At 72.8% G+C, this 24175-nt stretch carries 18 protein-coding genes, 2 tRNA genes and 2 pseudogenes; 12 read left to right on the forward strand and 10 right to left on the reverse strand.

What is annotated here, in order from left to right; genetic code table 11:
* Positions 1 to 25 precede the first annotated feature (25 nt).
* Both IE198_RS16495 and IE198_RS16500 read right to left on the reverse strand, forming a co-directional pair.
* Positions 26 to 3943, reverse strand: coding sequence for a PAS domain-containing protein (locus tag IE198_RS16495; RefSeq protein WP_189887172.1), 3918 nt, complete (start codon positions 3941 to 3943; stop codon positions 26 to 28).
* Positions 3944 to 4113: 170 nt separating this feature from the next.
* Complete coding sequence (locus IE198_RS16500; RefSeq protein WP_189887173.1) at positions 4114 to 4560, reverse strand: SSI family serine proteinase inhibitor; 447 nt, start codon at positions 4558 to 4560, stop codon at positions 4114 to 4116.
* Positions 4561 to 4759: 199 nt separating this feature from the next.
* Here IE198_RS16500 and IE198_RS16505 point away from each other — a divergent pair.
* Together IE198_RS16505 and IE198_RS16510 are read left to right on the forward strand one after the other, a co-directional pair.
* Positions 4760 to 4853, forward strand: a tRNA-Ser gene (locus IE198_RS16505).
* A 184-nt stretch (positions 4854 to 5037) separates the two neighbouring features.
* Positions 5038 to 5110, forward strand: a tRNA-Arg gene (locus tag IE198_RS16510).
* Here IE198_RS16510 and IE198_RS36605 read toward each other — a convergent pair.
* A complete protein-coding gene (locus IE198_RS36605) occupies positions 5076 to 5609 on the reverse strand; it encodes a hypothetical protein (protein ID WP_373299881.1) in 534 nt (177 codons plus the stop codon). The two genes, IE198_RS16510 and IE198_RS36605, sit on opposite strands and share 35 nt — an antisense overlap.
* Before the next feature lie 24 nt (positions 5610 to 5633).
* On the opposite strand from IE198_RS36605, the gene IE198_RS16520 reads away from it, so the two are divergent.
* From IE198_RS16520 to IE198_RS16530, 3 genes are all read left to right on the forward strand, one after another.
* Positions 5634 to 6500: a DUF2797 domain-containing protein gene (locus IE198_RS16520; RefSeq protein WP_229834019.1), complete on the forward strand. Its 867-nt coding sequence runs from the start codon at positions 5634 to 5636 to the stop codon at positions 6498 to 6500.
* 97 nt (positions 6501 to 6597) lie between these two features.
* A complete protein-coding gene (locus IE198_RS16525; protein ID WP_189887177.1) occupies positions 6598 to 6933 on the forward strand; it encodes an antibiotic biosynthesis monooxygenase family protein in 336 nt (111 codons plus the stop codon).
* 82 nt (positions 6934 to 7015) lie between these two features.
* Entirely contained in the window at positions 7016 to 7846 is an 831-nt protein-coding gene (locus tag IE198_RS16530) for an amidohydrolase family protein (protein WP_189887290.1), read from the forward strand.
* An 84-nt stretch (positions 7847 to 7930) separates the two neighbouring features.
* On the opposite strand, the gene IE198_RS16535 is transcribed toward IE198_RS16530, so the two are convergent.
* Both IE198_RS16535 and IE198_RS16540 read right to left on the reverse strand, forming a co-directional pair.
* Entirely contained in the window at positions 7931 to 9745 is a 1815-nt protein-coding gene (locus IE198_RS16535; RefSeq protein ID WP_189887179.1) for a S8 family peptidase, read from the reverse strand.
* 429 nt (positions 9746 to 10174) lie between these two features.
* Positions 10175 to 12904 (reverse strand): helix-turn-helix domain-containing protein, encoded by a 2730-nt coding sequence (locus IE198_RS16540; RefSeq protein WP_189887181.1) that lies wholly within the window; start codon positions 12902 to 12904, stop codon positions 10175 to 10177.
* A gap of 83 nt (positions 12905 to 12987) precedes the next feature.
* Between IE198_RS16540 and IE198_RS16545 the strand changes: the two genes are divergently transcribed.
* The 6 genes and pseudogenes from IE198_RS16545 (at position 12988) to IE198_RS16570 (ending at position 19983) form a co-directional block, all read left to right on the forward strand.
* Positions 12988 to 13725 carry a response regulator transcription factor gene (locus IE198_RS16545; protein WP_308426814.1) on the forward strand — a complete coding sequence of 246 codons (738 nt, stop codon included), beginning with the start codon at positions 12988 to 12990 and terminating at the stop codon, positions 13723 to 13725.
* Positions 13718 to 15352, forward strand: coding sequence for a sensor histidine kinase (locus IE198_RS16550; protein WP_229834012.1), 1635 nt, complete (start codon positions 13718 to 13720; stop codon positions 15350 to 15352). The genes IE198_RS16545 and IE198_RS16550 overlap by 8 nt, the downstream gene beginning before the upstream one ends.
* A 26-nt stretch (positions 15353 to 15378) precedes the next feature.
* Entirely contained in the window at positions 15379 to 16668 is a 1290-nt protein-coding gene (locus tag IE198_RS16555; RefSeq protein ID WP_189887183.1) for a glycosyltransferase, read from the forward strand.
* Positions 16665 to 18776, forward strand: coding sequence for an ArnT family glycosyltransferase (locus tag IE198_RS16560; protein WP_189887185.1), 2112 nt, complete (start codon positions 16665 to 16667; stop codon positions 18774 to 18776). Before IE198_RS16555 ends, IE198_RS16560 begins: the two co-directional genes overlap by 4 nt.
* A 15-nt stretch (positions 18777 to 18791) precedes the next feature.
* Positions 18792 to 19133: pseudogene (locus tag IE198_RS16565) on the forward strand (MFS transporter); the annotation flags it as partial.
* A gap of 73 nt (positions 19134 to 19206) precedes the next feature.
* Complete coding sequence (locus IE198_RS16570; RefSeq protein ID WP_189887187.1) at positions 19207 to 19983, forward strand: TetR/AcrR family transcriptional regulator; 777 nt, start codon at positions 19207 to 19209, stop codon at positions 19981 to 19983.
* 11 nt (positions 19984 to 19994) lie between these two features.
* Here the strand turns inward: IE198_RS16570 and IE198_RS16575 are convergent, their stop codons facing one another.
* The 4 genes and pseudogenes from IE198_RS16575 to IE198_RS16590 all read right to left on the reverse strand — a co-directional run bounded on the left by IE198_RS16575 (position 19995) and on the right by IE198_RS16590 (position 22871).
* On the reverse strand, positions 19995 to 20462 hold the full coding sequence (locus tag IE198_RS16575) for a PPOX class F420-dependent oxidoreductase (protein ID WP_189887189.1): 468 nt from the start codon (positions 20460 to 20462) through the stop codon (positions 19995 to 19997).
* A gap of 10 nt (positions 20463 to 20472) precedes the next feature.
* Positions 20473 to 20686, reverse strand: a pseudogene (locus IE198_RS16580) (YceI family protein); the annotation flags it as partial.
* 8 nt (positions 20687 to 20694) lie between these two features.
* Positions 20695 to 22317, reverse strand: coding sequence for an MDR family MFS transporter (locus tag IE198_RS16585; protein ID WP_506417278.1), 1623 nt, complete (start codon positions 22315 to 22317; stop codon positions 20695 to 20697).
* 89 nt (positions 22318 to 22406) lie between these two features.
* Positions 22407 to 22871 (reverse strand): MarR family winged helix-turn-helix transcriptional regulator, encoded by a 465-nt coding sequence (locus IE198_RS16590; protein ID WP_189887194.1) that lies wholly within the window; start codon positions 22869 to 22871, stop codon positions 22407 to 22409.
* A gap of 203 nt (positions 22872 to 23074) precedes the next feature.
* Between IE198_RS16590 and IE198_RS16595 the strand changes: the two genes are divergently transcribed.
* On the forward strand, positions 23075 to 23296 hold the full coding sequence (locus IE198_RS16595; protein ID WP_189887197.1) for a hypothetical protein: 222 nt from the start codon (positions 23075 to 23077) through the stop codon (positions 23294 to 23296).
* Between the two features lie 63 nt (positions 23297 to 23359).
* On the opposite strand, the gene IE198_RS16600 is transcribed toward IE198_RS16595, so the two are convergent.
* A complete protein-coding gene (locus IE198_RS16600) occupies positions 23360 to 24145 on the reverse strand; it encodes a hypothetical protein (RefSeq protein WP_189887199.1) in 786 nt (261 codons plus the stop codon).
* Positions 24146 to 24175 lie beyond the last annotated feature (30 nt).

Below are 24175 nucleotides of genomic sequence, written 5' to 3' on the forward strand. Positions count from 1 at the left end.
CCCGTTTCTCAGCCTGTCCCGTTTCTCAGTTGGTGCCGATCTTCGCCAGCAGGTCGACGATGCGTGCCTGCACCTCGTTGCTCGTCGAACGCTCCGCGAGGAAGAGCACCGTCTCCCCCGACGACAGCCGCGGCAGCTCGGCCGGGTCCAGACCGGCCGACGTGTAGACGACGAGCGGGGTGCGGTTCAACTGGCCGTTCGCGCGCAGCCAGTCGATGATCCCGGCACGCCGACGGCGGACCTGCATCAGGTCCATCACCACCAGGTTCGGCCGCATCTGAGTGGCGAGCGTGACCGCATCCACGTCGCCCCCCGCCCGCGCCACCTGCATACCGCGGCGCTCCAGCGTGGACGTCAGCGCGAGGGCGATCTCCTCGTGCTCCTCGATCAGCAACACCCGCGACGGGTGCTGCTCGCTGTCGCGCGGCGCCAGCGCCTTGAGCAGCACGGCGGGATCGGCGCCGTACGCGGCCTCCCGCGTGGCCTGCCCGAGCCCCGCCGTCACCAGCACCGGCACCTCGGCCGCGACGGCGGCCTGGCGCAGGGACTGCAGGGCGGTCCGGGTGATCGGCCCGGTGAGCGGGTCGACGAACAGCGCCGCGGGGAACGCCGCGATCTGCGCATCGACCTCCTCACGCGAATGCACGACGACAGGCCGGTAGCCGCGGTCGCTCAGCGCCTGCTGGGTGGAGACGTCGGGGGCGGGCCACACCAGTAGCCGGCGCGGGTTGTCCAGCGGCTCCGGGGGCAGTTCGTCGTCGACGGGTTGCGGCTGGGGCCGGTTGGCGACCTCGACCGCACCGCCGGGGCCGTCGAGCGGCTCGGGGCCCTCCGCGCCCTCGTCAGGTGCCCCTATCGCGTAGGACCGGCCCTCGGAGCGGCTGTCCCCCCGGTCGGCGGGCAGCCGCGGCCCGTTCTGCTGCGCGGCGGCGGGCGGCATAGGAGCCGGCACCGGTGCTGCCGCGGGCAACGGGTGGGGGCGGGCGGCGAGCTCGGGAGGTTCGGTGTCCGGCCGTGTGCCCAGTTTCCGACGGCGTCCCGAGCCGAGCGTCTGGTTCTGCTGCTGGGTGAGGTGCTGGGCGAAGGGCACGCCCTGCCCCAGGGTGCGCACGCTGAAGGCACGCCCCTGTGTCGAGTCCGCGGGTGCCGGCTGCTCCGCGGGAAGTGGTTGCGCGGCCCGTGCGGCGACGGGCCGGGCAGCCTCCGCGGCGGGGAGCGCCCTGGGCTGCCGGACGTCCTCCTCCTGCGCCGGTGTCGGTGTCGGTGTCGGTACCGCGGGCGGCAGGGGCAGCGATACGGAGCCGGTGTCCGAGGCGTGCCCCGGCACGGCGAAGCCCCGGCCGGTGGGGTCCGCCGTTCCGGTGTCGCTCGGGCCGGTGTTGCTCGGGCCGGTGTCCTGCACCCACTCCGCCCGACCGGCCGCCGTGGGACCGGTCGGTGTCCCGGCGGTGCCCTGCGGCTGCTCCTCCTCGTGCGCGCGCCCGGGCCCCGTCGGAGCCGGATGCGGCTGCGGCGGCGTGTGGTGCCGGCTGTCCGGGTCACCGGCCACGGCATCGTGCCGCTCAGCCGTGCCCCCCGCCGCAGCCGCTGCGGCGGGGGCCCTGTCGGCCTCCGCCGGCGGCAGCGCGAACGCCGTCCGCGGCGCCGCGCTCTGCACCTCGGCCGGTGCCGCCGCCAGCGCCCGCCTGGCGCGCCGACCGGTCGGCTGGGGCGTGGGCTGCGACTGCGGGCTCTGGCCGTTCTGGGTGTTCTGCGGCGACTGCTGGTCCGGCAGGCCGTCCGACGGCCCGGGAAGGCCGCTCTCGACGGCCCTCCGCGCGCGCCGCCCCGAAGGCGACCGGACGCCATGGGCATCGACCGGCACCCCCTGCGGCGGCACGGTCTCGCCGAGCGCGGCCCGCCCACCGGCGCCTTCCGCGGCCGTCACCACGGCGCCCTCCGCGGGCTGCAGGGCTCCGGCGGTGTTCTCGGCGGGGCTGGGACGGCCGCGCCGGCGCCCGGTGCCGCCGCTGCTTCCCGTGGGCTCGCCCGTGCCCTCGCCCGTGTCCTGGGCGGGGGTGAGCTCGGCGTCCGGCTGCGCGGCCCGGCGCCGCCCGGTCGGCGGCGTGGCAACCGGGTCCTCCATGGCGACGGGGCTCTCCAGGAAGGCGTCCGTGGAGGCGCGCCGGGCGCGCCGGCGGCCCCCGCCACCGGTCGTGGTGTTCGCGGGGACCGCGGCGGCCGCGGTCGGCTCCGCAGTCTGCTGAGCGGGCAGGGCGGGCAGCCGGCCGGCGTCCGGCGCGGGCGGCGGGACCGTCCCCGCTCCCTCGCCGAGCGGCACTTCGAGCACGTACGCGCTTCCGCTCATGCCGGGCACCTCGTGCGTCTGCAGCACACCGCCGTGCGCCCGGACGATCCCGCGCACGATCGGCTCGTGCACCGGGTCGCCCCCGGCGAACGGCCCGCGCACCTCGATCCGTACGACGTCGCCGCGCTGGGCGGCCGCGACCACGACCGTCGAGTCCATGTATCCGCCGGCCTGGAGCCTGGCCTTGCCGGTGGAGTCGACGCCCGCCACGTCCGCGACCAGGTGCGCGACTGCCGTGGCCAGCCGGGCCCCGTCGACCTCGGCCTCGATCGGCGGCGCGTGCACGGCGAACTGGGCCCGGCCGGGCCCGATGAGCTCGATCGCGCCCTCGACGCCGGCCGCCACGACCGCGTCGAGCAGCACATTGGACTTGGCCAGCTGCTCGGCGCCCGTGTCGAGCCGCTGATAGCCGAGGACATTGTCGACGAGCGTCGTCATCCGGGCGTAACCGGCGGCCAGATGGTGCAGCATCTGGTTCGCCTCGGGCCACAGCTGTCCGGCCGGGTCGGACGCCAGCGTGCCCAACTCGGTCCGCAGCTCCTCCAGCGGCCCGCGCAGCGACTCCCCGAGCACCGCGGTCAGCTGTGCGTGCCGTCCGGCCAGCTCGGCGTACCGCTCGGCTCCGCCCTCCAGCTCGGCGGAGTAGCGCTCTGCCTTGTCGGCCAATTCGGCCTCGTACCGCTCCGACGTGGTGGCGAGCTCCGCCGTGAGCCGCTCGGTCGTGGCGGCGAGCTCCGCGGTGAGCCGCTCCGTCGTCTCCGCGAGCTCCGTGGCGTGCTTCTGCGCCTGCTCCTCGTACGGCCGCCGGTCGGTGAACGTCATCACCGCGCCGACCAGCTGGTCCCCGTCCCGCACCGGCGCGGTCGTCAGGTCGACGGAGACCTTCTCGCCGCTCTTCGCCCAGAGCACCTGGCCGCGCACCCGATGCTTGCGCCCGGACTTGAGAGTGTCGGCGAGGGGCGATTCCTCGTACGGGAACGGCTCACCGTCGGCGCGCGAATGCAGGATCAGCGGATGCAACTCCTGGCCGCCGAGGTCGCTGGCGCGGAAGCCGAGGATCTGGGCGGCGGCCGGGTTGACCAGCACGACCCGGCCGTCGGTGTCCGTGCCCACCACGCCCTCGGCCGCGGCGCGCAGGATCATCTCGGTCTGCCGCTGCGAACGCGCCAGCTCCGCCTCGGTGTCCACGGTCCCCGACAGGTCGCGCACCACCAGCATCAGCAGCTCGTCGCCGGTGTACGCGCTGTACGAGTCGTACGCCTCGCGCCCGTCCTCCAGGCTCGCGCTGGTCACCTCGACAGGGAACTCGCCGCCGTCCGTGCGCCGCGCGATCATGCGGGTGGGCTTCGTGCGTCCTCGGTGGTCGGCGGCGTCGGGCCGGCGCATCGAGCCGGGGATCAGCCGTGAGTCGAACTGGGGCAGCAGATCCAGCAGGCCCCGGCCGACGAGGGCGGTGCCCGGCGTCTCGAACAGCTCGAGCGCGATCGTGTTGGCGTTGACGACCGTGCCGTTGGCGTTGACGAGCACGAGCCCGTCCGGGAGGGCGTCGAGTATGGCTGCGAGGCGAGCAGCACCTCGGGATGGCCTGCTGCTCACGACGACGGTTCCTCCCTGACCTACTGCGTATTGCGGACTGGCCGGTCCCATCCTGCCCTTCGGGCCTCAGCCTGTCACTGAAGGGAGTCTAAGGGCAGGGGCCGGGGCCGGGACGGCGGATGAGGGGGAGCTCTCACCAAGGTTGTGTGCGGATGGCGTACGCCGTCGTCTTACGACCTGGTGTCCGGCAGCACCGGCTGGAGGGTCCGCCAGCGTGAGATCTCGCAGCCGTTGCTCCGGTTGAAGGCGGCGTCGACCTGCCGTCCGTGCCAGGTGCCGGTGATCCGCGCGGTGGCCGGCCCGCCGAACTGCTGCGTGCACATCCGGGTCTGCGGCACCGGGGCGAACGGGTCCCGCTGCTTCCGGGCGAGCTCCTCGAGGCGGCGGCAGGCCGACTCGGCCGACGGGTGCGTCCCGCCGGCGGGGCGGCACTCCAGCTCGAATCTGCCGTTGGTCCGGGTGTTCCCCGTCCCGGAGACGATCACCGTCAGCCGGTCCGGTCTCTCCAGCAGCGACACGGGCAGCGGCAGCGGGGAGGCGGCGGCACCCGCGGCGGGCACGGCCGCGGCCAGCGCGGCGGCGGATGCGGTTGCGGTGAGGACGAGGCGGCGCAGCATGCGGGCTCCTGGAGAGTCTCGGGGTCCTGCCGGGGCCGGGACCGGCCCCGGCATGTCTAACGCTGCTCACGTCCCGGCGTTGCGCAACCGAAGATGCTTTGCTCTGCGGGCCTGGTGCCTAGTACCGTGGACGGCGATTGGTGACGCGCCACTGGCTGTGTCATCATCTGCACGCACCACACGCACGTGCGGGAGTGCTGGAGGCGTCGCCTAGTCCGGTCTATGGCGCCGCACTGCTAATGCGGTTTGGGTCTTAAAGCCCATCGAGGGTTCAAATCCCTCCGCCTCCGCCAGCTGATCACCGAAGCCCCGGCCACCCGGCCGGGGCTTCGGTCGTCCCAGGGCCCGCGCACATACACCCGTTCAGGTATTTGTGCAGGTCAGAGCGGGTGCGGCTAATGGATTTCGTGTCGCGGCGCAGGTCATGTAATGTTGTTCCCGCAACGCCGACCGGGCAGAAAAGCCCGGGAAGCACAAGCACTCGTAGCTTAACGGATAGAGCATCTGACTACGGATCAGAAGGTTGCAGGTTCGAATCCTGCCGAGTGCACACAGGCCAGAGGCCCCCGGAGACGATCCGGGGGCCTCTGGCGTTGAGTCGTACAGCAGCGCAGTACGGCAACCGAGGCCGGGTATGCCAGGACGCCCAACGGCTGTGGAACGACCACGATCTCGGAGTTGCCGACACCCGGTCGATCTCCGGACGGCGGGGGAGTTTCGACGGTGGCGATGGCCACGCCCTCCGGTCCGTCGCCGACGGTGACGGTGGTGGTGTCCGTGTCGATCGCCGACACGTCGTCCGAGCGGAGGTCGGTGACGTAGACCCGGGTGCCGGCAGGCGTGACCGCCGGATCTTCGGGCGCGGTGTCGACGTGACGGTGGCGGGGACCGTGTTGGTGGCGGTGTCGATCACCGACACGTTCGCCGAGGACGTGTTCCCTGTCGCCGCCCCGTCCGCTGCCGTCCCCTCGGGGACTCGTAGCGGCGGGCTCCGGTGCCGGATCGGAGACCTGTCGTCGGCGGTTGCGCCAGGATGGGTGGGTGCGGATCTCGGCGGAGGGGCGGGTGGAGTGATGTGGCGGTGCGCGGGGGTCAGATGGCCGCCCGGGGCGCGCGTCGGGGTGCTCGAGTGGGAGGGCGGGCGGATCAGTCCGCTCGTCGCCGGTAAGGAGCTCGGCTTCCGGGCGGAGGGGCCGCGCCGGTGCATCGGGGCGCGGGGGAACGCCTGCCCGCTTGGATCCGAGGTTCCCGGGCGGGCGACGCAGGCACGGTGCGGCGAGTGCGCGCGGCTGGACCGGGCGCACTCCGTGGCTGCGGACGCGGTGCCCGAAGACCCCCGTACGTACCGGGTGTACCTGGCGTGGTTCGGGCCGGGCATGCTCAAGGTCGGGATCACCGCGGAGGAGCGCGGGCCGGCCCGGCTGCTGGAACAGGGGGCCGTGGTGTTCTCCTGGCTGGGGCGGGGGCCGCTGATGGCGGCACGGCGCACCGAGGAACTGTTGCGTGCCGCGCTCAAGGTGCCGGACCGAATCCCGTACGCCCACAAGCGCGCGGTGCGGGCCGCCTTGCCGGACAGCGCGCAGGAGCGGGCCGCCGAGGTCGAGGCGCTCCATGCGCGGGCGCTCGCGTTGCCCGGGTGGGCGGAGTCGCTGGAGCGGTTGGACTTCGAGGCGGTCGATCATGTCGGTGTGTTCGGGCTCGAGGGGCTGCCTGCGGCGACGGCGGTGGTGCGTGAGCTGGTGGACGGAGGGGTGGTCGCGGGCCGACTGGTCGCGGCCGCCGGGCCCGATCTGCATCTGAGGCCGGCGGGGGACGGGATCGTCGTGGTCGACACCCGGTTGATGACCGGCTGGGGACTGGTCGGGGCGGACGCGGCGGCGGGGGTGAGCGTGCCCACGGCCGGTGTACGGGGCGCCGGCTCACAGGACGGGCTCTTCTGACGCATCGGCTGTGACGTGGCGTGCCGTCGGCAAAGCCTTGGATCCCTTTCGACGATCACTCTGGACGCCGCCCGCGCCCCGGCCGGAGGGTGGGCTCATGAGCATCGAACCTGTGGCGGGCATCGAACCGCCCTACTACGCCGTGGTCTTCACCTCCGTGCAGCGGGCCACCGTCGACGGATACGCGGAGACCGCCGCGCGCATGTCGGCGCTGGTGCGGGAGGTGTCCGGTTTCCTCGGGTACGAGTCGGCCAGGACGCCCGGCGGCCTCGGGATCACCGTGGGGTACTTCCGGGACGAGGAGGCGATCGCCGCCTGGCAGCGGAACGAGGAGCACCAGGCGGCGCAGCGGCGCGGGCGCGCCGAGTGGTACGAGAACTACAGCGTGCACGTGGCCAAGGTCGAGCGGAGCTACAGCTTTGAGCGGGAATGAGGGGGCCAAGGAGCGAGAGGAGCGGGAGGAGCGTGAGGCGGGAGAGGCGCGGGAAGTACGGGAGTTCTGGCAGCGGCTCGGGCTGCCGGGGCTCGTGGACGTCCACACCCATTTCATGCCGGAGCGCGTGCTGAGGAAGGTCTGGGCCTACTTCGACGCCGTCGGCCCCATGACGGGCATGGAGTGGCCGATCACCTACCGGCACGAGGAGGAGGAACGTGTCGCGCTGCTCCGCGAGTTCGGCGTACGGGCCTTCACCTCGATGCTCTATCCGCACAAGGCGGGGATGGCGGCCTGGCTCAACGGCTGGGCGGCCGACTTCGCGGCGCGGACGCCGGACTGTGTGCACACCGCGACGCTGTTCCCGGAGGACGGGGTGGCCGGCTATGTGCGCGAGGCCGTCGAGGGCGGGGCGCGGATCTTCAAGTCGCACCTGCAGGTCGGGGCGTACGACCCGGGCGACCCGCTGCTGGACCCGGTCTGGGGGCTGCTCGCGGAGGCGCGCGTGCCGGTCGTGATGCACTGCGGTTCCGGCCCGGCGGCCGGTGAGCACACCGGGCCGGAGCCGGTGGGCAGGGTGCTGGCGCGCCATCCGCGGCTGCGGCTGGTGGTGGCGCACATGGGGATGCCCGAGTACGGAGACTTCCTCGCCCTGGCGGAGCGTCACTCGGAGGTCCGGCTGGACACGACGATGGCGTTCACGGACTTCAGCGAGGCCTTCGCGCCGTTCCCGAAGGGTGAGCTGGGGCGGCTGGCGGATCTGGGGGACCGGATCGTGCTGGGGACGGACTTCCCGAACATCCCCTATCCGTATGCGCATCAGCTGCGGGTGCTGGAGGGCCTGGGGCTCGGGGACGACTGGCTGCGGGCCGTCTGCCACGACAACGGGGCCGGGCTGCTGCTGGGACCCTAGGGCCCGGCGCACATGGTGCAGGGGCCTGCCGATGCCCTCCTCGACATCGGCAGGCCCCTGATTCGGACTGGAGGCGTGGACCTGTCAGAAGGTCAGGCTCCAGGAGTCGATGTAGCCGGTGTCACCGCTGTAGATGTCGGTGACCCGCAGCTTCCAGGTGCCGCTCGCGGCCACGCCGGAGGCGTCGACCGTGTACGTGGTGATGACGTTGTCCGCGCTGTCGCTGGAGCTGGTGGCCTTCAGCTGGGTGGCGCCGCCGTTCGGGGCGACGAGCTCGATGCGCAGGTCACCGCGGTAGGTGTGCTTGATGTCGACGGCGACCTTGAGGGCGGTCGGGGCGTTGCCGCTGATGCCGGTCACCGGGATGGAGGAGGTGACCGTCGAGTTGTCCGGGATGTTCACGTTGGCAGAGTTGGTGAACACGTTGCCGGTCGGCGGTACGGGCTCGCCGCTGCCCGCGCCGACCGCGGCCGCCGCGTTGGCGAGGCCGGCACCGCAGCCGCCGGAGCAGGAGCCGGGCAGGGTGCGGGCGCTGTTCTTGATCGCGGTCTCGATCTGGACGGGCGTCATCGACGGGCTCGCCTGGTTCATCAGCGCGGCGAGGCCGGCGATGTGCGGGGCGGCCATGCTGGTGCCCTGGTACGCCACGTAGTTCTCGCTGCCGACGCTGCGGGTGCCGGTGTTCAGCGTGGACCAGATGCCGTTCGCGGAGCTCACCGATGTCTCGCCGCCGGGGGCGGTGATGTCGATGAGGCTGCCGTAGTTGGAGTAGGCGGCGCGGTTGCCCTCGCGGTCGGAGGCGGCGACGCTGATCACGTTGCTGCAGCTGGCCGGGTTGAAGTTGGCCGCGTTGGCGTTGCTGTTGCCGGCCGCGACGACGACGGTCGTGCCGCGGCTCACGGCGCCGTTGATGGCGCTCTGGGTGCCGGAGTCGCAGGCGCCGCCACCGCCGAGGCTCATGTTGATGACGTCGGCGGGGTTCGGGTTGGCGGGCACGCCCTGGACGGAGCCGCCGGACGCCCAGGTGATGGCGTCGATGATGTCGGCCGTCGTACCGCCGCACTTGCCGAGCACACGGACGGGCTGGACGGTCGCGTTGTACGCGATGCCGGCGATGCCCTTGCTGTTGCCGGTGGTGGCGGCGATGGTGCCGGCGACGTGGGTGCCGTGCCAGGAGTTGTTGGTGTCGCGGGCGGGGACCGGCTGTCCGAACTGGTCGGTGCCGCACTCGCCGCGGTTCATCCAGTCGCCCGGGTCGGCGGCGTTGCTGTCGCGGCCGCCGCCGTCGTTCGCCATGAACGAGTCGGAGATGAAGTCGTATCCGGCGATCACGTTGGCCGCGAGGTCGGAGTGGGCGACGTAACCGGTGTCGATGACGGCGACCTTGACGCCCTCGCCGGTCGCCTTGTCCCAGGCGCCGGGGACGTTCATACCGGCCGTGGCCTCGAAGAGGTCCCACTGGCGGCTGTACTCGGTGTCGTTCGGCTGCACGGCCGTGGCGTACATACGCGTGTCCGGGACCACGTACGCGACGTCCGGGTCGGCGCGGAAGGCGGCCATGACGTCGGCGGTGTCCGCCTTGCCGAGCTCCGCGCCGAGGTCGACCAGGGCCGCTCCGGTGCCGAGCCGGCGGTCGAAGTCGAGGGACTCACCGGCCTTCTCGCCCTTGGCCTCGGCGTCCTTGGCCGCTGCGTCGTTTGATCTGGCCTCTGCGGCCTGGGACTTGTAGCCGACGATGAGGCGCTCGACGGGCGCACTGCCGGCCGCTGTCGCGGGGCCTGCGTCCTGGGCGCCCGGGGCGGGAAGGGGCGCGGCGACGGAGGTGGCGGTGCCTGCACACAGGAGCGCGGTGGCGGTCGCCGCGAGGAGCGATATGCGAATGCGTCTGGAACCGTTCAAGGCGTTGCCTTTCGAGGGTATGACCTGGCAGCAGGAACCAAAGGGCTCATTTGGTTCAGTTCATGACAAGCCAGGCATTCCTGCGGCCGCGAAGCAGGATGCAGGGGGTTGAGGTGGCGGCCGTATGTACGCGCAGCGAAGGGAGCCCCGGTGTGCGAGCGCCATGGTTAGGGGTGCACTCGTGTCCGGATGCCGGGGACGCACGGTGCGGTGGCTGCCGGCCTGTTGGGCCGCGGGCACCGCACACGGCTCCCTTCGGCCGCGCATGTCACCGGTCGGCCGTGCACGCTGACAGCTCCCCCGCTGCGGATGTGCGTTCGACCGGATCGGTTGGCAGGGAACCTACGGCCGGAAATGCACGCGCGCCTATCCGGATGGGTGCCGCTACGGATACCTGTTTAACCCCTGCCCGTATGGCGATCGGTCCGATTAACCACTGTTTGCGGCCTCGTTGAGTGACTCCGGCAGGACCGCCTCATCGAGCATTTTCGCCAGATGTTGCCGGGATGTGGTGCCCAGTTTCCGCATGGCCCGGGCGACGTGCTGCTCGACCGTGCGCGGGGAGAGATGCAGCGTCGTCGCGATCTCCCGGTTCGTCAACCCGGTACCTGCCAGTTCGGCGACCTCGCGCTCACGCGGCGAGAGACGGTCACCGTACGAGGGGCGGCCCGGCGGCCGCGCCTCCTTGGCGGGCTGGTGCGAGCGGAGCAGCGCACGGGCGCGGGCGGCGTCCCATACGGCGCCCAGGTCGGTGAACTGCCGCGTGCAGGCGCTCAGGTCGGCGACGGCCTGCGCCTTGTCGGCGTCCGGGACGTGGCCCTCCGCATCGGCGGCACCCGCCGCCAGGCCGCAGCGGCCCGCGGCCTCCGTGGTCAGCGCCTGGGCGTACGGGCGCGGCAGCGCCGCGTACGCGGCGGCCGCCTCCCGGTACAGCGGGACGGCGTCGAGCCACCGGCCCTCCGCCTCGGCCAGCGCGGCGCGGCTCCAGGTCACCGCGGCCTCGGCGCCGGGGGCGTCGCGCCCCTCGAGCCCCGCGGTGAAGTCGGCGATCACGGCCCGCGCCGCCTCTGGGTTCCCCGTGCGCGCCATCGCCTCGACGGCCCACGGTGCCAGGTCCGCGGCCCACACCCATACGCCCTTGCGCTTCACCTTCGCCCAGGCGTCACGCGCCTCCGCCGCCGCGTCGGTCAGCTCCTGGCGGGCCAGGGACAGCCGGATCAGGGCTCCCGAGGTGGCTGCCGCGAGCGGTGGTGCGGCGTGATCGCGGGACGACGCGTTGGCGCCGGACAGCCATGACAGCGCCGAACCCCACTCCCCCTGCGCCAGCGCCAGCAGTCCGCGCACCATGCGGGCGTCCGCCGAGATCACCGGCATGTCCGCGGTCGCCGTGACGAACGTCTCGCACCGCTCGGCCAGTCCGGCCCACCGCCCGGTGACCCACTCCAGCAGCAGCCGGGCGCCCAGTGCCGTGTGCTTGGTGTAGGGCGCGCCGCTCTTGCCGGACAGTTCGAGTCCTTCGACGAGCAGCTCCTCCGCCCGTCCGTGGTGACCGAGCCACAGCGCGGCGTCGGCCGCGTTGCACAGCCCGCGGGCCGCGTGCAGCCGGCACCGGGGGTCGGGGCTGTCCGTGGGGAGCTTCCTGACCAGCTCCCATGCCTGTGGGTCGCCGCAACTCATGGCGAGCCCGGCACGGTTGGCGGCCACCGCCGTGCGGACGACCTCGTCACCGCTGTCCGCCGCGGCCCTGGCGGCGTCCTCCAGCCATGCCCGGTGGATGTCGAAGGACGAGTTGGGCCAGTACGGCATGGCGAGGGCCGACATCGCCCGCGCCGACAGGTCGGGTCTGGCGTCGCGCAGCTCGGCGGCGGCCCGCTCGAGCTCCTGCCAGCCCTTGTCGCTCATGCCGACCTGGTTGCACAGCAGCAGCCCCAGGTCGAGCCGGAGTTCGCCCCGTACGGCGGCGGGGAGGGCCGCGTCCTCCACGACCTGGGTCAGCACCTGGACGGTCTGGTCGGAGCGGAGGCCGACGACGGCACTGCGCGCCAGTATCGGCGCCAGCCGGGCGCGGGTCTGCGGCGGTACGGCCGGGGCGGCGAGGGTCTCCTCGAGCAGCCCGATGGCCTCCTGATGACGCCCGGACTCCGCCGCCTCCCGCGCCGCCTGTTCGATCGCGCGCAGCCAGCCCCGTATTCGCCCGCCCGCTCTGTGGTGCCGGGCCAGCGCCGCCCACGGGACGGGCTGCCGGTGGGCCAGCACGTCCGCCGCCCGCCCGTGCAGCTCCTGCCGTACCGGCCCGGGCACGGACTCGTGCACGGCGACGGCCGCGAGCGGGACGGGCAGCCCGTAGCCCTCGGCCGACTCGATGAGGGCCGCGCCGGCCAGCGCGGCGAGCAGCGCCTGTCTGCCGACGGAGCGGCCGAGTCCGGAGACGGTGACGAGTTCGTCACGGCGGGCCGGCTCGCCCAGGACGGCGGCGGCCCACACGATCGGCCGGTGTTCCGGGAGCAGGGCGGCCGTCCTGCCGAGGCTCAGCTCGGCCAGCCTTACGGGCACTCCCGCGGCGTCGACGTCGGCCGCCGTGCACCGCAGCCGGGTGCTGTCCCGCAGGACGGCCAGCAGGTCGGCCACGATCTGGGCCACGCCGCCCGAGCGCTCGTGCAGCCGTGCCACCGCTTCCTGGGTGCAGCGCTCACCGAGCGCCGCGGCCGCGACCTGCCGGACCTCGTCGGCGCTCCACGGCCGCACCCGGTGCCGCAGGACGGTGAGCCCCGGCGGATAGCGGGGCGGCGGGGTGCCCAGGGGCAGTCCCGGGGCGGCCAGCTCCTCCGGGCGGTAGGTGAGCACGGCGGCGAGGCCGGGCCGGGGGTGTTCCAGCAGTCGGCGCAGCAGGGCCGACTCCTCGGCGCCGGCACGGTGGACGTCCTCCACGGCCAGCAGGACCGGCCCGCCCCCGGGCAGCTCCGGCGGCGCGGCCGACTCGCCGCACGCCCAGCGCAGGCAGGTCGCCCGTGCGGCTTCGGGGAGCGTGGTCAGTTCCCGGACCAGGCTGCTCTTGCCCGTCCCGGCGAAGCCCTCGACCAGGACGAGCACGGGGGCCGAGCCGTCGCCGGCGAGTGTCCGCCGAAGCCGCAGCCCCCAGAAGGTTTCGTGTGCCGTCACCACGCCGCCCGTCCTCCGACCTTCTCAGGGAATTCACAGGTTCAGGAAAGAAGCCTCTCAGGGCAAGGTCACAGGCTGGCGACATGACCACGACCTCGCCCCGGGGGCGCACCGAAATGCTCAGGCCGGACGGAAGCCCCGTGCGGGTGCTCGTCGTGGACGACGAGGCGCCGTTGAGCGAGCTGCTGTCGATGGCGCTGCGGTACGAGGGCTGGGAAGTGCGCAGCGCCGCTGACGGTGCGGCGGCGGTCCGAACGGTGCGTGGGTTCCGGCCGGACGCCGTGGTGCTCGACGTCATGCTGCCGGACATGGACGGGCTCGCCGTCCTGGGGCGGCTGCGCCGCGAGGTGCCCGACGTGCCCGTGCTCTTCCTGACCGCGCGGGACGCCGTCGAGGACCGGATCGCCGGGCTCACCGCCGGCGGCGACGACTATGTGACCAAGCCGTTCTCGCTCGAGGAGGTCGTGGCACGGCTGCGCGGCCTGATCCGGCGGTCGGGCACGGCGACGGTGCGCGGCGAGTCGCTGCTCGCCGTCGGTGATCTCACCCTCGACGAGGACAGTCACGAGGTGACGCGGGGCGGGGAGTCGATCCATCTGACCGCGACCGAGTTCGAGCTGCTGCGCTACCTGATGCGCAACCCGCGCCGGGTGCTGAGCAAGGCGCAGATCCTGGACCGGGTGTGGAGCTACGACTTCGGAGGACAGGCCAACGTCGTGGAGCTCTACATCTCCTATCTGCGCCGGAAGCTCGACGCCGGACGCCCGCCGATGATCCACACGCGCCGCGGTGCGGGGTATCTGATCAAGCCCGGTGAGTGAGGTGGGGGCGCGGCGGCCGTGGTCGCTGCGGACACGGCTGGTGGTCGCCGCCGTGGTGCTGATCGCCGTGGTCGGCACGGTGATCGGCACCGTCACCACGATCGCGTTCCGCACCTATCTGTACGGGCAGTTGGACACCCGGCTGAAGGACGTCGCGATGCGGGCGTCGGGGCCGTCGGCCGAGGACGCGGAGCGGCAGCCCGGGGATCTGCCGCGCCGGCCGCCGCTGGACTTCGTGACCGGTGGTGGCGCGCCCGTGGGCACGGTGGGCGCGATCGTCGAGGACGACGGGAACGTGGGCCGGGCCGTCGCGAGCACCCAGCTCGAGCCGTCCGGGCCGGCGCCGACCGAGAGCCTGCTCGACGCGGCGCAGACGGCCGCGCTGGCCGGGGTGGCGCGGGACGGCCGGCCGCACACCGTGGATCTGCCGGGGAAGGGCGGTTACCGCGTGCAGTACGCGACCGGGGTCCGAGGCTCCTTCCTCGTCGGCGTGCCGACCGAGGACGTGCGGGAAGCGCTCGGGACGCTCGTCCTCGTAGAGGTCTGCGTCACCGGCGCCGGGCTGGTCGCCGCGGGGATCGCGGGCACCGGCATGGTCGGGGTGGCGCTGCGACCGCTGCGCAGGGTCGCGGCGACCGCGACGCGTGTGTCCGAACTGCCGCTGCACAGCGGCGAGGTGGCCCTGCACGAGCGGGTGCCGGACGCGGAGGCCGATCCGCGCACCGAGGTCGGGCAGGTGGGGGCGGCGCTGAACCGGATGCTCGGCCATGTCGGTTCGGCGCTCGCGGCACGGCAGGAGAGCGAGACGCGGGTTCGGCAGTTCGTCGCGGACGCCGGCCACGAGCTTCGTACACCGCTCGCGTCGATCCGCGGGTACGCGGAGCTGACGCGGCGCGGCCGCGAGCGAAACGACGTGGGTGTGCCCCCAGGCCGAAGGCCCTGGGGGAGGGACTCCGCGGGACCGGACACCCGGCATGCGCTGGGCCGCATCGAGGCCGAGGCGACGCGTATGACGGGCCTGGTGGAGGATCTGCTGCTGCTTGCCCGGCTGGACGCCGGACGGCCGCTCTCGTACGAGAGCACTGATCTTTCGCTCCTGGTCGTGGACGCCGTCGCCGACGCCCGCGCGGCGGGGCCGGGCCATCTGTGGCGGCTGGAGCTGCCGCCGGAACCGGCCACCGTGCACGGCGACGGACCACGGCTCCAGCAGGTCCTCGTCAACCTCCTCGCCAACGCCCGCACCCATGCACCCGCGGGCACGACCGTCACGGCACGCGTGCGCCCCGCGGCCACACGAACGCCAGCGGCACCCGGTCACGCACCGCCCGTGCTGCTCGAGGTCGAGGACGACGGGCCCGGCATCCCCGCCGAACTGCTGCCGCACATCTTCGAGCGCTTCGCCCGCGGCGACGCCTCCCGTTCCCGTCAGGCCGGCAGCACGGGACTCGGACTCGCCATCGTGCACGCCGTCGTCACCGCCCACGGCGGCGCCGTGACCGTGCGGTCCGTGCCCGGCCGTACCGTCTTCGCCGTCACGCTGCCGTCCGGCCCGCCCGGCGCCGAAGGCCCCGCACACATCGGGGACGCAGACTCACAGGCGGACCACAGGCTGATCACACGGCCGTGACAGCGGCCCCTTCGAGGGTCGTCGGTATGCGAACCGACACCCCATGGGGGACCCTGCCGGCCCGCGGGCATCTGCTCGCCGACACGGCCGATCGACCCGTACTCGATGTGGTGATCCCCGTCCACAACGAGGAGACCGATCTCGAACGGTGCGTGGCGCGGCTGCACGAGCACCTGACGAGGACCTTCCCGTACGGCTTCCGGATCACCGTCGCCGACAACGCGAGCACCGACCGTACGCCCGACGTCGCGGCCGGCCTGGCATCCCGCATCGCCGAGGTGCAGGCGTACCGGCTGGAGCAGAAGGGGCGGGGACGGGCGCTGCGCACGGTGTGGTCGCACTCGGACTCACCCGTGCTCGCCTACATGGACGTCGACCTGTCCACCGACCTCAACGCACTGCTGCCACTGGTCGCACCGCTGATCTCGGGCCACTCGGACCTGGCGATCGGCTCCCGGCTCGCCAGCAACTCGCGGGTGGTGCGCGGCCCGAAGCGGGAGTTCGTCTCACGCGCCTACAACCTGGTCCTCAAATCGTCGCTGGCAGCCCGTTTCTCGGACGCGCAGTGCGGGTTCAAGGCCATCCGGCGCGACGTGGCGCAGCGGCTGCTGCCGATGGTCGAGGACACCGGATGGTTCTTCGACACCGAGCTGCTGGTGCTGGCCGAGCGGGCCGGCCTGCGCATCCACGAGGTGCCGGTGGACTGGGTCGACGACCCTCGCTCGAGCGTCCACATCGTCCGTACGGCCGCAGAGGACCTGAAAGGCGTCTGGCGGGTGGGACGCGCGCTCGCGGTCGGCGCGCTGCCCCTCGACCGTCTGGCGCGCCCCTTCGGCGACGACCCGCGCGACCGGGAACTCGAAGGTGTGCCGAGGGGCCTGGCCCGCCAACTCGTCGGCTTCTGCGTGGTGGGAGTCCTCTCGACCCTGCTCCATCTGCTGCTGTACTCGCTCTTCCGTGCCGGAGCGGGCCCGCAGACGGCGAACGCGGCCGCCCTGCTGCTCTCCGCGGTCGCCAACACGGCGGCCAACCGCCGGCTCACCTTCGACGTGCGCGGGCGGGACCGTGCCGTACGCCACCAGGCGCAGGGCCTGGCCGTGTTCTGCGTCGGCCTCGTCCTGACCAGTGGTTCGCTCGCCGCGCTGGACGTGGCCGCGGGCAGTCCCTCCCACGGCACCGAGTCGGCCGTCCTCGTCGCGGCGAACCTCGCCGCGACCGTGCTGCGGTTCCTGCTCTTCCGGGCGTGGGTCTTCCCCGAACGCCACCGGACCCCCGACGACATGAGCGCCGCGATCGACACGAGGTGGACCGCATGACCACGCCCCTTCCGTCCACCGGAGGCACAGCGGCCGGCGGCCCGGGCCGCTCAGGTACCGGAGCTGCCGCGCGGCTCCGGCGCGGCCGGGAGGCGGACGCCGGCTGGGTGCGGCCCGCCTTCTTCGCCCTGCTGGCCGCGACCGCGCTGCTGTACCTCTGGAACCTCAGCGCCTCCGGCTACGCCAACTCCTTCTACTCCGCGGCCGCACAGGCCGGCAGCGAGAGCTGGAAGGCCTTCTTCTTCGGCTCGTCCGACGCCGCCAACTCCATCACCGTCGACAAACCGCCTGCCGCGCTCTGGCCGATGGCCCTGTCCGTGCGGCTCTTCGGTCTCGGCTCCCATCAGATCCTCGTTCCCGAGGCTCTGATGGGCGTCGCCACGGTGGGCGTGCTGTACGCGGCCGTGTGCCGGCGCTTCGCACCGGTGGCGGGGCTGATCGCGGGCGCCGTGCTGGCCCTGACACCGGTCGCGGCGCTGATGTTCCGCTTCAACAACCCGGACGCCCTGCTCGCGCTCCTGATGACGGTCACCGTGTACTGCGTGCTGCGTGCCCTCGAGGACGCGCGGACCAAGTGGCTGGTGTGGGCGGGAGCAGCGGTGGGGCTCGCCTTCCTGACGAAGACGCTCCAGGCGTTCCTCATCCTGCCGCCGTTGGCGCTGGTGTACGCGGTGTGCGCGCCGACGCCGCTGCGGCGCAGGCTCGGGCAGCTCGCGCTCGCCGGACTCGCGGTCGTGGTCTTTGGCGGCTGGTGGGTGGCGATCGTCGAGTTGTGGCCGGTGTCGTCCCGCCCGTACATCGGCGGCTCGCAGAACAACAGCTTCCTGGAGCTGACCTTCGGCTACAACGGCCTCGGCAGGATCAACGGCGAACAGACCGGCAGCGTCGGAGGCGGCGGAGGAGGCGGCTGGGGGGAGACCGGCGTCGACCGGCTCTTCGCCGGGAACATCGGCGGTCAGATCGCCTGGCTGCTGCCCGCCGCCCTGCTGCTGCTCGTCGCAGGCCTCGTCCTGACCGCCGGGGCCGCCCGTGCGGACACGGCCCGGGCCGCCTTCCTCGTCTGGGGCGGGTCGCTGCTGACGACGGCGGCGGTCTTCAGCTTCATGGCCGGGATCTTCCACGAGTACTACACGGTGGCCCTCGCGCCGTACATCGCCGCGCTGGTCGGCATGGGCGCCACGATGCTGTGGGAGGAGCGGGCGAAGCCGGTTCGGTCGGCGTTGCTTGCCGGCACGGTGGCCCTGACGGCGTGGTGGTCGTACGTGCTGCTCGGCCGGTCCGCGGACTACCTTCCGTGGCTGCGTGCGGCGGTGCTGATCGGCGGCCTGGTGTCCGCGGCGGCGCTGCTGCCGGCGGGCAGGGCGGGGCGCCGGTCGGCGCTCGCGGCCGCGTGGCTCGGGGTCGTGGTGTCACTGGCCGGCCCGGCGGCGTACTCGCTGACGACCGTGGGCGAGGGCCACGCGGGCTCGGTCGTGACGGCCGGTCCTGCGGTGGCGGGCAGCCGCGGGGGGCCCGGGGGCGGGGGGCCCGGCGGCTTCGAGACCGGTGACGACGGTGGTGCCGGGACGTGGCCGCCCGGCGCCCGGGGCACGGGCCCGGGCGCGGGGCAGCCGCCGACCGGTGCCGGTCAGGGCCGGCCCCAGGACCAGGACGGCCAGGACGGCCGGCGCCGCATGCCCGGTGGCTTCCGGGGCGGCGGTGAGGGCGGCGGGGCCCGTGGCGCAGGCGGCGGCATGGGCGGGCTGCTGGGCGGCGCGGACGTCGGCGCCGAGGCCGAGGCCGCGTTGAAGCAGGACGCCGACGCGTACACCTGGGTCGCCGCGGCCGTCGGCTCGCAGAACGCCGCGAGCTACCAACTCGCCACCGGCGCACCGGTCATGGCGATCGGCGGTTTCAACGGCAGCGACCCGTCCCCGACGCTGGCCCGGTTCAAGCAGTACGTGGCCGACGGACGGATCCACTACTTCATCGTCGGCGAAGGCACAGGCGGCGGTCGCGGCGGCCCCGGCGGCAACACCAGCTCGACGGTCGCCGACTGGGTCCAGGAGACGTTCACCCAGGTCACCGTGGGCGGCGTCACCCTCTACGACCTCACGGCCGAAAAATAGCGTTGTGCGGCGTAAGGGACATTCGGCACCCTCGCCGAGTTCGGCAACGGCCTGGGCGTCGCGGTCCTGGGCGCCGTGCCGGGCTCCCGGTTCGCCGCGCTCGTGCCCACGGCGGTCGGCGCCCCGTCGCTGCCTGCGGCTCTCGCGGCGGCCGACAGCCCGGACGAGAAGGCGCGCATCTCGGACGCCTTCGCATCGGGTCTGGAGACGAGCCAGCTCGTCGGAGCGGCGGCTGTCCTCACGGGAGGTCTGCTGGCCGCGCTGCTACTGCGGCGCGCCGAGAGGGCCGCCCCCGGGAGCCCGAGGGTTCCGTGCGCCGGGGACGCCCCGGAGCAGCGGTCCGGCACCGCGGCATAGCATCGGGGCCGGGCGGGCCTGCCGTTCCGCCCGGCCGGCCGGACGATCCGGCAGGAACCGAGGAGGATGCGCGATGGTACGAGCGGCCGACCGCGCGACCGGTCCCGCCAAGACCAGTGTGTGGCTCGAGAACAAGACGGAACGGGAACGCGGACGCAGGTCCGGCCAGCCGGACGGACTCGACCGCGACAAGATCATTCAGGCGACCGTCCGGCTGCTCGACGCGGAGGGTGCGGCCAGATTCTCGATGCGCAGGCTGGCCGCCGAGCTGAATGTCACCGCCATGTCCCTGTACTGGTACGTGGACACCAAGGACGACCTGCTGGAACTGGCGCTCGACTCGGTGTTCGGCACCTTCCCGCTGCCCGCTCCGGACCCGGAGGCGGACTGGCGCGACCAACTGCGCACGCTGGCGGGCGGCTACCGTGCCCTGCTCGTACGGCACCCCTGGGTGTCCGCGCTGATCGGCACCTTCCTCAACATCGGACCGCACGCGATGGCATTCTCCAACGCCGTCCAGCAGGTCATGCGCAGCACGGGCCTGCCGGCCGAAGGCCGGATGGGCGGGCTCGCCGCCGTCTTCCAGTTCGTGTACGGCTTCGGCACGATCGAGGGCCACTATGTGCAGCGCTGCGCCTCGGCGGGGCTCAGCCAGGACGAGTACTTCCGGCAGGCCATGGGGAGCATCAGCGAACAGCCCGACTTCAAGAAGGACTTCGAGCAGGCCACCGAGATCATGGAGGCGCGCGGCGGCGGGACCGTCGAGGAGATGCGCGAGCGGGACTTCGGCTTCGCGCTCGATCTGCTCGTCGCGGGCATCGAGGCGAGGGTCGAGCGGTCCAGGCCGTAGCCTGGTCCGCCTCAGTTGCCCGCGAGCCTGGCGGGGAAGCCACCGGTCGCGATGGGACCCCACCGCTCCGGCGTGACCCGGATGATCGACTTGCCCTGCGTGACCATCGCCTTGCGGTACTCGTCCCAGTTCGGGTGCTCACCCGAGATGTTGCGGAAGTACTCGACGAGCGGCTCCACCGACTCGGGGGAGTCGATCACCTCGGCCGTGCCGTCGATCTGCACCCACGGGCCGTTCCAGTCGTCCGACAGGACGATCACGCTGACCCGCTCGTCCCGCTTGGCGTTGCGCGTCTTCGCCCGTTCCGGATAGGTCGAGACGACGATCCGGCCGGCGTCGTCCACCCCGCAGGTCAGCGGTGAGCCCTGTGGGGACCCGTCGGCGCGGCGGGTCAGCAGGATCGCCCGGTGACGGGGCCGTACGAAGTCCAGCAACTGGTCGCGTTCCACCCTGGTGTTGGTGGCGATGTGGCGTGCCATGGCGGGCACACTACGGCAGCTCGATAACCTGCACCGCCTGGATGCCCAGCTCCAGCTTCAGCGTCGTCCCGATGGCGGAGACGCCGGCCTGCACCACCTGGTTGTCGTCGATCGCGAAGGCCTCGCGGTGCAGTTCCCCCCCGTGGCGCGGAACGCGGCCCGCGCACCGCCCCACGGTCGGGCCCGGTGGCGAGGCGGCCCAGGTCCAGGTCGACCTCAAGCACGTCGGCGGTCACCGCGACGCCGGGGGCGACGCGGTGAGCGTCTCGGTCTCGACCGCCTGCGCCCGGGCGGGGGCCGCAGCGGCAGCGACGGCCTCGTGGGCCTCGTCCCCGGCCGGTGCCTTGTCGTCCGGTGAACTGCTCTTCAGGGCGACCTCCTTGATGAAGAGCGTCACGACGAGCGCGACGAGTGCGAAGGGAGCCGAGTACAGGAAGATGTCGGCGACCCCGTGGCCGTACGACGTCTCCATCACCGTGCGGACCGGGCCGGGCAGGGTGTCCAGGTCGGGGATGCTGCCGCCGCCCGTACCGCCGTTTCCGAGTGCCGCGGCGTGCGGGCCGAGTTCGGCGAACCCCTCCTTGACGTAGTCGGTGACCCGGTGGGCCATGACCGCGCCGAGTGCCGAGACGCCGATCGCGCCGCCGAGGGACCGGAAGAAGGTGACGACCGAGCTGGCCGCGCCGAGGTCGGCGGGGTCGACCTGGTTCTGGGTGCAGAGCACCAGGTTCTGCATCATCATGCCGAGGCCGAGACCCATGACGGCCATGTAGACCGCGATGTGCCAGTACTCGGTGTCGTACCGGATGGTGCCCAGCAGACCGAGGCCCGCCGTGACCAGGGCGCCGCCGGCGACCAGCCAGGCCTTCCAGCGGCCGGTCCTGGTGATGATCCGACCGGAGACGGTCGAGGAGACGAACAGGCCGCCGATCATCGGAATGGTCAACACGCCGGACATGGTCGGCGACTCGTTCCGGGCCAGCTGGAAGTACTGGCTGAAGAACACGGTTCCGGCGAACATCGCGACACCGACGAAGAGCGACGCCAGCGACGCCAGCGTGATCGTGCGGTTGCGGAACAGCCGCAGCGGGATGATCGGTTCGCTCGCCTTCGACTCCACCAGCAGGAAGAGCGCGCCGAGGACGACGGAACCGCAGACCATGGCGTAGCTCTGCCACGAGAGCCAGTCGTACTTGTCACCGGCGAAGGTCACCCAGACCAGCAGCAGTGAGACGGCGGCGCTGATGAAGAATGCTCCGGACCAGTCGACCCTCGCCTCACGCCTGACCACAGGCAGCTTGAGGGTCTTCTGCAGAACGAGCAGGGCGACGATCGCGAACGGCACGCCCACGTAGAAGCACCAGCGCCAGCCGAGCCAGTCGGTGTCGGTGATGACACCACCGAGCAGCGGGCCCCCGACGGTCGCGACGGCGAAGACGGCGCCGAGGTAACCGCTGTAGCGGCCGCGCTCGCGCGGGGCGATCATCGCGGCCATCACGATCTGCGCGAGAGCGGACAGACCGCCGACGCCGATGCCCTGGATCACCCGGCAGGCGATCAGCATGCCCGAGTTCTGCGAGAGTCCGGCGACCACCGAACCCAGCACATAGATGAGCAGCGACATCTGGACCAGCAGCTTCTTGGAGAAGAGGTCCGAGAGCTTGCCCCAGAGCGGTGTGGTCGCGGTCATCGCCAGCAGCGACGCGGTCACGACCCAGGTGTAGGCGCTCTGTCCGCCCCCGAGGTCGCCGATGATCTCCGGCAGGGCGTTGGAGACGATCGTCGACGACAGGATCGCGACGAACATTCCGAGCAACAGCCCGGACAGCGCCTCCATGATCTGCCGGTGGGTCATCGGCGCCCCGCCGTCGGAGGCGGCCGACCCGCCGTGCTCGGCGTGGCCGCCCCGCACACCGCTCGATGTGGTCGTAGCCATGAACTTCCTTACGTGTGGTCTGCAGGTGTACGGATGGCGTGGGCCCGGCAGTCCCCGACGGAGTCCCGGAGACGGGCCAGCATCGCGTTGAGCTGTCCGACCTCGTCGTCGGACCAGTCCTTGAGGTGGTGGGCGAGCAGGTCCGTGGTGCGGCGGCCGAGCTCGTCGAGCAGGCCCTCGCCCGCGGGCGTGAGCCGCAGAAGGCGGGAGCGCCGGTCGTCCGGGTCGGGCGACCGCTCCAGCCAGCCGCGCTCCACCACATGGGCCACATGCCTGCTGGTCACCGACATGTCGACGGCGAGCAGTTCTGCCAGGCGGCTCATCCGCATCTCTCCGTGCCGGCCGACCAGGGCCAGTACGGCGGCGGACCCCGAGGGGCAGTATGTGGGAAGCATCCGTGCGAGGCTCCGTTTCACCGCCCCCACGGCGCTGATCTGCCGGGCCAGCTCCTCGTACTGACTCCGCTCGGCCACGACCCCTCCAGGCTTTTTGTTGCTTAGGGCAACGATAGAACTCATTGGTTGCTACAGGCAAATGAAAATGGACCCGAGTGTGTAAAGGAACTCAAAAGGCTTCGCATGCGCAGAGTCATGTGCGGGTCATGTCCGCCCTGCGGGGCGTCCCCGCGTCCGCCCGGGGTTGGGCCGGACACCGCCGTTCGCTAGGGTCCTGGGCCATGGCACACAACCCCCATGCTCCCCAAGGTCAGGGCCCCGAGGGCAACTACGACCCCGCGGGCAGCACCCAGATGTTCCGCGCCTTCGTCGACGAGGGCGCCCCCCAGGGCCGCGCGGCCGCGACGCCCGCGGCGTCGTCCTCGTCACGCGTCGGCGTGATCGTCGGTGTGATCGCGGCGGTGGCCATCCTCGGCGCGGTCGCCTGGTTGGCGCTCGCCTGACCGGTTCGGCCGGTCGGCCCGCCCGACCGGTCCCGCTGACCGGTTCGGCCGGCCGGCCTTCGGTCACTTCCAGGTGGCTGTGACGTCCTGGGTGTCGATGTGCATTCCCAGGGGCACCCGCCATGCGTCCACGCAGACCACGTACGCCTGCTTCCGTACGGCGCCGGGCGCGATCGGCGCCGGCAGGGCCTGCCGGGACTCGACGGTGGCCCAGTCGATGCCGAGCCCGCCGATGATGTGCGTGGCGAAGGTGACGGTGCCGGAGGCGGCCGCGGTGCCGCCGGTGTTGCGGAACTCCAAAGTGACCCTCTCGCACCACCGCTTGTCCAGGGCCTCGCGCACCGGCTCGCCGAGCTGGAGCACGGCCGGGCCCGTGGGGCCGGGGTCGGGTACGGGCGCGGTCGGTCGCGGCGTAGGAGAGGGTGCGGGGCCCGGGACGTCCGGTGTGCCCGGGGCTCCGTCGTCGCCGGGCGCGTGCTGCGGCCCGCCGCCTCCAGGGGGTGCCGGGGACCAGGGACCGCTCGTCCCACGCGCGCCGCTCGTACCGCTCTTGGGCGACCGGCTGCCGCCGTGCCGGCCGGCAGCCGGGCCGGAGGTGTCGGTGCTGCTCCCAGGCGCCTTCGCGGCAGGGCCGGTGGATCCGTCGCCGGCGCGCCCGTTCTCCGCCCCGTCGAGCGGGGCGAGCGAGACCTTGCCCTTCGGTGGCACCGCGGCCGTCGGAGCCCTGTCCGCCCCGGCCCCCGCGGCGCCGAGTGCAGCGTCACCGTCGCCGCTGCCGCCGCACGCGGTCAGCGCTCCGCCGAGGCAGAGCGCCAACGCCACGATCCCCGGTCCGGTCTGTCGTCGCATCGCGCCAGTGTGGCTGACGGACCGTCAGGA

This window comes from Streptomyces xantholiticus, from assembly GCF_014651015.1.
GTDB classification, from domain to species: domain Bacteria; phylum Actinomycetota; class Actinomycetes; order Streptomycetales; family Streptomycetaceae; genus Streptomyces; species Streptomyces xantholiticus.

Coding starts and splice junctions, on each gene's coding strand:
- IE198_RS16500 (WP_189887173.1), bottom strand. CDS start 4,560: ATGCTGCGCCGCCTCGTCCTCACCGCAACCGCATCCGCCGCCGCGCTG.
- IE198_RS16520 (WP_229834019.1), top strand. CDS start 5,634: ATGTGGCGGTGCGCGGGGGTCAGATGGCCGCCCGGGGCGCGCGTCGGG.
- IE198_RS16525 (WP_189887177.1), top strand. CDS start 6,598: ATGAGCATCGAACCTGTGGCGGGCATCGAACCGCCCTACTACGCCGTG.
- IE198_RS16545 (WP_308426814.1), top strand. CDS start 12,988: ATGACCACGACCTCGCCCCGGGGGCGCACCGAAATGCTCAGGCCGGAC.
- IE198_RS16555 (WP_189887183.1), top strand. CDS start 15,379: ATGCGAACCGACACCCCATGGGGGACCCTGCCGGCCCGCGGGCATCTG.
- IE198_RS16560 (WP_189887185.1), top strand. CDS start 16,665: ATGACCACGCCCCTTCCGTCCACCGGAGGCACAGCGGCCGGCGGCCCG.
- IE198_RS16570 (WP_189887187.1), top strand. CDS start 19,207: ATGGTACGAGCGGCCGACCGCGCGACCGGTCCCGCCAAGACCAGTGTG.
- IE198_RS16575 (WP_189887189.1), bottom strand. CDS start 20,462: ATGGCACGCCACATCGCCACCAACACCAGGGTGGAACGCGACCAGTTG.
- IE198_RS16585 (WP_506417278.1), bottom strand. CDS start 22,317: ATGACCCACCGGCAGATCATGGAGGCGCTGTCCGGGCTGTTGCTCGGA.
- IE198_RS16595 (WP_189887197.1), top strand. CDS start 23,075: ATGGCACACAACCCCCATGCTCCCCAAGGTCAGGGCCCCGAGGGCAAC.
- IE198_RS16600 (WP_189887199.1), bottom strand. CDS start 24,145: ATGCGACGACAGACCGGACCGGGGATCGTGGCGTTGGCGCTCTGCCTC.